Raw genomic sequence first — 8,127 nt, 5'->3', positions numbered from 1 at the left:
GTCGTGCCGAGAACCAGGGCCGCGGCGCCAGCAAGTACGTAGTTGCGCATTTTCCAATCTCCTGTGGGTGAATATGGGGAATGCAGGTGATAAGGTTCCTGTATTCTCAAAATCACCGAGCCAGATTTCCTACGCCATGTAAAATTACGTCGTGTACGCTGCAAGTAGTTGTTCGTTGCTGGGAGGTCTCGGTTCCGATATTGCCGCGTCGTTGATTTGAGTTGATGGCAGTATGATTGCGTTGGTCGAGCCGGTGGATGGCACTGCCGCCGGTACAGAGTCCCGGCCGCAGCGCCCGGACCCGCGTGGAGGTGCTCGGCCCGGCGTCCTGGGCGGGCTTCGGAGCAGGCGTGCTGCATTGGCCGGGTCGAGTCCTGGGGCCTCGGGACGGTCGCGTCGGCAGGAGGAGGACGGCGGTGCCGGGTTGCGCCGCCGTCGGGAGGCTGGCCCGACCCGCGGGGGGTGTTGACGCCCATCGGCTTTTGCCCCAGATAGGAGGCCCGCGCGGGTGTAGCTCAATGGTAGAGCAGAAGCTTCCCAAGCTTACGACGAGGGTTCGATTCCCTTCACCCGCTCCAGTTCTCCCTGAGTGCTGTCCGAAGCATGCCGCCTTGCCGGGCCGGAGTCCCCCGGGATGCCGTGCAAGCCGGCAGGGAGGCCGGCGTCATCGCCCGCGCCTGCCGGGCCGTGCGCGCGGCGCAGCGGCGGCGTAATTCCGGCATGCACGAGGGCGGTTGCGCGGCGTTGCGGCTTTGGATAGGTTGCGCCCCATTCGGCCGGCCGCCTGGCCGCAGGCTGCACCCGTAGCTCAGCTGGATAGAGCGCTGCCCTCCGAAGGCAGAGGTCGTGAGTTCGAATCTCGCCGGGTGCGCCAATGTTTCCAAGGACTTGCGACCACCGCCATGAGCCGAGAACCGGTTTTTGTACAGCTATCGTACAGATACGCGACGTGTGCCACTGTCAGTCCTCCCAGATCAGGCCTTGCCTTCGGCTTCGGCGATTGAGAGCGCCAAGGCGAAGAAGGCATCAGGATCGAACTCGAGGCGCTCACCTATCTCGATGAGCGGGGCGCGCGCCGCGGCCTCGACGAGCACCTTGCTGATGACGTCCATCCCATCCGCGGCGCCCACACGAAGCGACCAGGCGGCATACTCCGGCCGATGGCTCAATCGGGCCAGCGCCTCCATGCGAAAATTGAAACCAATCAACAGATCGACCCGCGCTTTTTCGGGGCCCAAGGACGCTTCTTCCTCAATGAACCGAACGACGCCGATAGCTCGTCCGGAGAAATCGCTTCGCTGGCCCGCCGGCATGCTGTTCACGTGCTCGAGCATCTTCATCATCAGGCCGGCGTCGATCGGGTTGTCGTTCAGCCTTTGCACGTACCGTGGCAGTTGGTTTTTTCGCGGTCGCGCGCCTGGCACTCGCTTGTTGCGCGATACGGTCTTGCCGAGCGCCAAGCGCCCTACATGCACCGACCGCCGCACCTGGTAGGGCTTGCGCAGCCCGACGCATGGCTTGCCGGGCTCCGCGCCGCACTCCGGACAGGTGACCGACAATGCGCGTTCACGCTGGGGTATCATCTAAGCCTCCGCTGCCCGCTTCTGGAAATGCGGGCTCCTGTGCCAGTAAACTTCTTCGACCATCTGCGTGGTCATGCCGGCGGCGTCCGCCACCTCCTCGAGCGACAGCCCGGCCTCGACCCACCAGGTGACGCGCGTGTGCCGCAGGACGTGCGGGGTGTAGTGGCGCGGCAGGCCGGCGAAATCGAGCGCGGTGACGAAGCTCTTGCCGATGTCCTTGATCGGCTCGCCGCCCCAATGCACGACGCAAAGGAATGAGGTCGCCATGCCGTCGGTGCGGCGCGCGAGATCCTCGCGGGCGCGATCGTCGATCGCCTTCCACCGGCGGAAATGCGCCAGGGCGGCGCGGCCGAGGCGCACCGAAGGCTGGCGCTTCTTGCTCTCCACCACCTCACTGCCCTTGCGATAGAGCAACTCCCGCTTGAAATCGGGCCAGCCGCCAACGGTGTTCGGCATCCAGCGCAGTTTCATCGTCGCGCCTGGCCGGTTGGCGGTATAGCGGCCGATCACTATGAACCGCGCGGTGTGCCGATTGATCGCGCTGTGGTCGCGTTTCAGCGTGCGGTGCAACTGGCGCGTCTCGAGATCGCACCACTCGAGCTGATAGAAGCCGAGGGCGCCGCCGAGCAGGCGGGCCATCTCGGAGCGATCTAGCACGTCGGGCTTGGGTTCCGGCTTTGCCGGCAGTGTCACCACGGGCACCGACTCGAGGGGGCCGTGCTCCCGGTGCCAGAACCCTATGGCGGCCGACAGGACACCGAGCTCCTTGCGGGCGGTGGCGCTCGAGACGGTGCGGGTGCGCCTGGCTTCGGTGCGGGCGTTCGCGTGGTTGGCCCTGACCATCGAGGTGCGCCACTCGACGTAACCGCGGCAGGTCGCGCCGCGCACGTACATCAGCGTCTTTCCTTCGAAATAGTCGAGTAGCGGCACCAAGGCGTACCCGATGCGAGCCGGGTCCGCCGTGGTGGGAGCGTATTCTTCCGCATAGGCCATCAGGACCTCCGCGACGGTAAGCCGAGCGGGAGAACTTTCGCGGACGGCTGGTTTGAATTTGCGCGCGATGTACTCTTTGAGAGCTTCTTCAGCTTCTCCGCGCTCACCCTCGCTGCATCCTGTGCGCTCCGTGTGCGTTCCGTCTCGGATGAGCCAGACGCGCTCGGCGGGGTGGAGGTAGAGGCGGGCGGGTTTTCTCCGTTGTGGCATTTCTTGTTCATCATCCCCCTGATGGCGGCCGGCGTCACATAGTCCCTCTTTCCGATCCGCATGATCTGGAGATTGCCCCGCCCGCGCTCGGCCCGCAACGTGTCCGGCTTGAGCGTGTTGCGAAAGAACAGAGCGCATGCCTCCTTGAGGGTGAGGGGAGTGTCGTCGTCGAAATCGGAGGTAGTCATGCCCGAGCTCCTTCGACGATCGGGGCGTCGGCCTCGGCAAACTCGCGGCCGCGCAGCGCGTGGCACACTTCGGCCTCGATCTCCAGGCAGCGCGCGACCTGGACGATTGCGGCGATCAGGTCGGATCGAGCAGCCCGCGGCGAGCAAGCCACTCGCAGCCGGTCGCACACCGCTACGAGCTCGTTGCGCCAGAGAAGGTGCAAGAGCTTGTCCGCCCAGGGCCGATGCCAGTCGTAGCGCTGGAGCTCCCAGCGTCTGTGGCCATCCGGTGGGGGATATTGCCATTCGGCAATGCCCCAGTGGGGGAACTCCGCCAGGAGCAGTTGCATGGGCGAGGGCAGATGGACGTTGTACCAATCCTCGATCGTCCCAGGCACGAGCGTCATCATGCCCGTATCCGGGTCTTGTTGGGGCACGCGCACCTTGTGAACTCGGCGCACCTTTCTTTCTGTCCCGGGACTCGCAAACCACTTCTCGTGAGCCGCCAGGATCAGCGCATGGCAGCACGGCCCAAAGGCGTGGAGCTGCCGGGCCAGCCGATGCGGCTTGTCCCTCTCAGACTTGATCTCCACGAAGACTATTCGGTCCCGGCCGATCGCGGCGACATCGACCCGGTTCATGCCCTCATCGACATTGAGCTCGTGCACGATGCGCGCATCTGGCCGGAGCTCGCGAAGACGCGCCACGACAGCGTCGCGGATCTCCACTTCTGCGCTGGACCGCGAATGCTTCATGCCATCCTCTTCCGCAGCGCATCACGTTCGGCCGGCGTCGCGGCCCAGCCCCAGATCCGGAGTTTTCGCCCCGGGCGTCCCGTGCGGGTATCGGCGCCGCCGCGCCCCCCTTTGCCCAGGTCGATCCAGCCGTCGAAGCGATAGAGGTTGCCGGAGTGGAGGCACTCGTCCTGGTAGGAGACGGCTATGGGGCGCTGGTGCACCGTGGCGAGCGCCGGAAACACGATCTCGCGCCAAAGGCGCAGCATCGGCCGGCAAAGATGCTCGCGGGCGGCGCAGAGGCGCACCAGCTCGACAACATCGGTACGCCCCAGGTCGGTCTGCCCAACGCGTTCGCGCACCGTTTCGCCTGCAGCGGCGACGGCCACGGGCTCGCCCTCCACGAACAAGGCATGATGCGCCTCGATCGTGAAGCTGGGCCGGGTGTATGGGCCCATCCTGTGGCCCCATGCCACCAGCAACCGGTTGAGATCGGCCCGGTCGATGGCCTCGATGTGGGCGATGGGCAGAACCAGCATCAGGCGCCTGCCGCTTCAAGGATGGGCATGTTCGTCAGCGCGGTGGCGCTGTAGGACGGCAGGTCGAGCGCGTTCACGCGCAGCGCGTCTGCGACCGCCTTGGCGACGAGCTCGCTGGTCGGGCTGTACCGATGCAACGCGGCCTCGATCGCGTCGACCACGAGCTTGGCGACGCGGGTCTCGACTTCCTTCTCGATGAAGGCTGTGTCGAGCCGGGCTGCGACCGCCTGACTGATAAGGGACTCCAGGCTCGGTACCGACATGGCTTAGCTCTCCTGCTTTGTGGGTGTTGGTGGCCACGGCACCATCTCGACGGCGGGGCCGGGGCGCAGCGGGTGTGGCGGACGCGGTGGAAGGCGGGGGCTTCCGTCGTGGTTGACGCCGAGGCAGAGGAGCCTCGAGGCGATGGGCTGGAGCAAGGCCGCGACATGGGCGGCGCGGCCGCCATAGGTGCCCATGCCCCACGCCACGAGGACGTCACGGCCGGTGCAGGCCGCGCGAATCCAGTCGTCGTTGTTCGGGCCCTCGGACGCCCGAAAGCCGTGATCGAGCAGGTCGAAGGGGTCGGTCGCCCGGAAGGCGAAAAGGTTCACCACGATGAAGCCGCCATAGCCGGCGGCGCGCGCGAAGTGCGTGAGGCGCGCGGTGATGTAGTGGTCGATGGAAGGATCGCCACTGGGATGCAGCGCCACGATCGCCAGCACGGGCCCCTCGCTGTCCCAGCTGCGCCAGAAGGCGAAGCGGAAGCGCGGTGGCGCGCCGCTACTGTCCAGCGAGGGGTAGGCGCCCTCCGCCGGCTCCGCTGCCATCATGAAATCGAGTTGCAGCCACGGGGCGCTCATGGTGCCGCCTCGCCCTCTTCCACGGCCTGGAGGATCCGGCGCGCCTTCGCGAGGTTTTCGTCGCGCAGCCCGTAGCCGACGCCCCACAGCGTATCGATGGCGATGTCCGCAGCCCGGAGCTTCTTCCTCAACTTGCACACGAACACGTCGACGATCTTCATTTCGGGTCCGTCGGCGTCGGGGCGGGTGGAGTAGAGGGCGGCGTAGATCTGGTCGCGGTTTGCCCGCTCACGCTTGGCGAGCAGGCCCAGGACGCGGCCCTCCTGCGGCGTCAGGCCGAGCCAGACCGGTGGCGGTGGTGTCATCCCCAGCATGGCTTCGAGGTGGTCGATGCGATCGCGCAGCTGCTGGTTCTCGGCCAACAGGGCAGCCTCGACCGACATCACCGCCTCCCTTGCAGCAGGCGATACCATTCGACGGCGAGGGCGCGCTGGGTTGGCTGTCCGACGGCGCGACGCTCCGCGGCATGCTGCTCCCACTGGTCGGCGGTCTTGCTGGCGATGATGTCGGCGAGGGCGCTGTCGTCCTTCCACGCCCACTCGGGCTGATACAGGATCTGAAAGGTCGCCTTGACCAGCAATGCGGTGATCGGCATCTGGCGCGCCCGCACAAGGATCTTGAGGATCCTGGCGCCGCCGCTGCGGCCCTTGTGGCTGACCGCGCTGGTGATGGCCTGAATGGCGATGGTTTCGCCAGGGCGCCACTCGCCGCGCGGGCGCGTGACCTGCAGCACGGTGACCCCTGCCAGGCGGCAGGCATCCTCAACGGCGTTGGCGAGCTCGTCGCCGGCGGCGACGCCGGCGCGGTGGATCTGCAGCGCGGTGATGGCGATCCGGTTGCGGTTGTGGCCGACGAACGCCTCGGCCCGCTCGCCGATGCTGCCGGTGCGGGTGACCAGCACCGGGATCTGGTCGATCAGCGGATGGCAGGCGGCCCCGATTGCGGTGTGCTGGCCGTCGATGACGACGCGCCGCCCATCCTCGAGCAACGAACACGCCGGCAACTTGAACTTCGACCAGCTCCAGCCTTCGACCATGCTGCGGATCAGCCGCATCGACCGTGCGCCGATCTCGCGCTGGTACTTCGCCTCGACGTAGAGCTCCTCGGGGCGCACCCACTCGATGACGGGCCGCGCCCCCATCGCCTCCGCAGGTTGCGGGGTGAGATCGGCGATCGGCAGTGGCTGGATTGGTCGCAGGTCCGTCATGTTTCGTCCTTGCATGTTGGACGCCGCGCCGACGCACGGCGCCCCGGTGTCAGTTGGCGAACGCGCCGCGGCGGCCAAGGCCGCTCGCTTTGGCCAGCTGCGAGCGCCTGGCCGAGTAGTTCGGGGCGACCATCGGATACTCGGCCGGCAGCCCCCACTTCTCGCGGTACTGCTCGGGCGTGAGCTTGTAGCGGGTGCGCAGGTGGCGCTTCAGCGAGGCGAAGCGCTTGCCGTCCTCGAGGCAGATAATGGCCTCGGGAGTGACCGACTTCCTGATCGGGACGGCTGGGGTGCGCTCCTCGGCGGGTGGGGCGGCCGTCATTGCTTGCGGCGTGTGAAGGGCCCGGATCGCCGAATGAACCTCGCCGATAAGACGGGGCAGGTGATCCGCGGCGACGGGGTTCTTGCTGACATAGGCCGCGACGATCGCGGTGGTGTGCTCGACCGCTTGCGGGTGGCCATCGGCGGTCTCGGCGGTGACGTTGGTCATAGTCATCCTCTGATGCCCAGGTTGCGTTGCCCCCGCGCGGTGGGCCGGCGCGTCGGGGTTGGGGATTTCCAGTCGATCAGGACGGACGGGACCAGGAAGGCGGCGCACAGCAGGCCGGCCAGCCACACGGGCAGCCCGAGCTCGCCGGCGACGAGGCAGTAGATCGCGGTGGTGATGCTGGCCCAGAGGGCCACGAGGAGCGCGCGGCGGATCATCAGTCGAGCATCCCCGCATTCGGTGAGTGGTCGACGCTGAGCGCCACCATCAGCGGCCTCACCCAGATCGGGTCACTCGAGAGCACGCAGGTGGAAGCGGGTCGCGCGGGTCGGAACAGCCTCGATCCGAAACTGATCGATCTCGCCCACGCCACTATCAGCAAGTTTTTTGGTCGGGCGGCGGCGCTCACCAACGACAACCGCAGCGCTGGGGCGCGCGAGATCCCGCCCAGCTTCGTCGGGCTGCCGGCGGCCGACAACAACGACGACGTCAGCCAGGGCGGCCGCTTTGCCTATCCAAGCTCTCGCTGAGGGCCACGAAAGCCACCTCACGCCTCCCTGCCAAGTGTCGTGACGGCAGTAGCGTGATCGCGAAGGCGATATCCCACTGGTTGGAACTGCTCAATCGCCACGCGGAGCGTGAACCCCGCGTTCACCCCGTCGCAGGTTCCCGTTGATCGTCGCGGGAAGTCGACTCCAATGGCAGGATGGAGCGCTTCCCTCGTACCATCGTAAAAATGGTCCTCGCCGCTGGCCTCGGCGTCGGCGGCGTCTATGCGTTCGCCTCCCCCGAAGGGGGCAGCATGATCGCTGGGCGCTGCCGAGGAAGTGGGCGGCAAGTAGTTTCGCTGGTGCGCAGCACGGATTGCCGCATCAAAGCCAACGTTTCGATTGACTCCGGCGAGCGCATCTACCACGTGCCCGGCCAGCGGTATTACGCCGATACCACCATCCGGCCGGAGTACGGCGAACGATGGTTCTGCTCGGAGGCCGAGCGCGCGCTGGCGCAAGAGCGGCCTTAGCCAGACAAGTCCTGCAATTTTTCTGCTTAGAGGATCTGACCACCCTTCCGAAACCTTGGCGCTCATTCGCCACCCCCGCGCTGGCGCGCGAGCCGGGTACTCGAGGACGGCGACCGCCAGATGGTGTCGATCCTCGCGGTGAGCTGAGCGAGGGCCTGCCTGCCGTGGAGGCCGCTTGCACGCACGCCATGCGCGACGGCGTCTGCTCCGCCTACGTGATTGCATCCTGTCCCGGCAGCGCGAATCCGCGATGCCGATGACCATCATTGTGCATGCAAGCTGGCGAACTCAGTCACTTGAAGGCTTGGGACGACTGAAGTTTCGTCGAGGTTCCCAGCATGAGG

General features: G+C 66.6%; 13 protein-coding genes and 2 tRNA genes. 4 read left to right on the top strand and 11 right to left on the bottom strand.

The genetic code is table 11. The features are described from left to right. Window positions 1-504: 504 nt before the first annotated feature. Together VGD93_RS15540 and VGD93_RS15535 are read left to right on the top strand one after the other, a co-directional pair. Window positions 505-578 (top strand) — tRNA-Gly (locus VGD93_RS15540). Window positions 579-797: 219 nt separating this feature from the next. Beyond that, window positions 798-874 (top strand) — tRNA-Arg (locus VGD93_RS15535). 100 nt (window positions 875-974) lie between these two features. Here the strand turns inward: VGD93_RS15535 and VGD93_RS15530 are convergent. From VGD93_RS15530 to VGD93_RS15480, 11 genes are read right to left on the bottom strand one after another with little or no spacing between them, the layout of a single operon-like run. Further along, the gene (locus tag VGD93_RS15530) at window positions 975-1,583 is read right to left on the bottom strand and encodes a zinc finger domain-containing protein (protein ID WP_395013075.1); all 609 of its coding nucleotides are present in this window, start codon (window positions 1,581-1,583) and stop codon (window positions 975-977) included. Further along, a complete protein-coding gene (locus tag VGD93_RS15525; protein ID WP_395013074.1) occupies window positions 1,584-2,576 on the bottom strand; it encodes a hypothetical protein in 993 nt (330 codons plus the stop codon). Further along, on the bottom strand, window positions 2,576-2,974 hold the full coding sequence (locus tag VGD93_RS15520; RefSeq protein WP_395013073.1) for a hypothetical protein: 399 nt from the start codon (window positions 2,972-2,974) through the stop codon (window positions 2,576-2,578). The genes VGD93_RS15525 and VGD93_RS15520 overlap by 1 nt, the downstream gene beginning before the upstream one ends. Further along, window positions 2,971-3,708, bottom strand: coding sequence for a hypothetical protein (locus tag VGD93_RS15515; RefSeq protein WP_395013072.1), 738 nt, complete (start codon window positions 3,706-3,708; stop codon window positions 2,971-2,973). The genes VGD93_RS15520 and VGD93_RS15515 overlap by 4 nt, the downstream gene beginning before the upstream one ends. Continuing rightward, window positions 3,705-4,226 (bottom strand): hypothetical protein, encoded by a 522-nt coding sequence (locus tag VGD93_RS15510; RefSeq protein ID WP_395013071.1) that lies wholly within the window; start codon window positions 4,224-4,226, stop codon window positions 3,705-3,707. The genes VGD93_RS15515 and VGD93_RS15510 overlap by 4 nt, the downstream gene beginning before the upstream one ends. Beyond that, window positions 4,226-4,489: a hypothetical protein gene (locus tag VGD93_RS15505; protein WP_395013070.1), complete on the bottom strand. Its 264-nt coding sequence runs from the start codon at window positions 4,487-4,489 to the stop codon at window positions 4,226-4,228. The genes VGD93_RS15510 and VGD93_RS15505 overlap by 1 nt, the downstream gene beginning before the upstream one ends. Window positions 4,490-4,492: 3 nt before the next feature. Further along, window positions 4,493-5,068: a DUF1643 domain-containing protein gene (locus VGD93_RS15500; protein ID WP_395013069.1), complete on the bottom strand. Its 576-nt coding sequence runs from the start codon at window positions 5,066-5,068 to the stop codon at window positions 4,493-4,495. Next, complete coding sequence (locus VGD93_RS15495) at window positions 5,065-5,451, bottom strand: winged helix-turn-helix domain-containing protein (RefSeq protein ID WP_395013068.1); 387 nt, start codon at window positions 5,449-5,451, stop codon at window positions 5,065-5,067. The genes VGD93_RS15500 and VGD93_RS15495 overlap by 4 nt, the downstream gene beginning before the upstream one ends. After that, entirely contained in the window at window positions 5,451-6,275 is an 825-nt protein-coding gene (locus tag VGD93_RS15490) for a hypothetical protein (protein WP_395013067.1), read from the bottom strand. The genes VGD93_RS15495 and VGD93_RS15490 overlap by 1 nt, the downstream gene beginning before the upstream one ends. A gap of 49 nt (window positions 6,276-6,324) precedes the next feature. After that, on the bottom strand, window positions 6,325-6,765 hold the full coding sequence (locus tag VGD93_RS15485; RefSeq protein WP_395013066.1) for a MucR family transcriptional regulator: 441 nt from the start codon (window positions 6,763-6,765) through the stop codon (window positions 6,325-6,327). Window positions 6,766-6,767: 2 nt separating this feature from the next. Next, window positions 6,768-6,980 (bottom strand): hypothetical protein, encoded by a 213-nt coding sequence (locus VGD93_RS15480; RefSeq protein ID WP_395013065.1) that lies wholly within the window; start codon window positions 6,978-6,980, stop codon window positions 6,768-6,770. A gap of 90 nt (window positions 6,981-7,070) precedes the next feature. Between VGD93_RS15480 and VGD93_RS15475 the strand changes: the two genes are divergently transcribed. Next, window positions 7,071-7,292 (top strand): hypothetical protein, encoded by a 222-nt coding sequence (locus VGD93_RS15475; protein WP_395013064.1) that lies wholly within the window; start codon window positions 7,071-7,073, stop codon window positions 7,290-7,292. A gap of 176 nt (window positions 7,293-7,468) precedes the next feature. After that, on the top strand, window positions 7,469-7,783 hold the full coding sequence (locus VGD93_RS15470; RefSeq protein WP_395013063.1) for a hypothetical protein: 315 nt from the start codon (window positions 7,469-7,471) through the stop codon (window positions 7,781-7,783). Window positions 7,784-8,127: the final 344 nt, after the last annotated feature.

The sequence above is a fragment of the Devosia sp. genome (assembly GCF_036406155.1).
GTDB lineage: Bacteria > Pseudomonadota > Alphaproteobacteria > Rhizobiales > Devosiaceae > Devosia_A.
The sequence above is the reverse complement of the archived record's forward strand: the minus strand, read 5'-3'. Positions and strand labels throughout refer to the sequence as shown.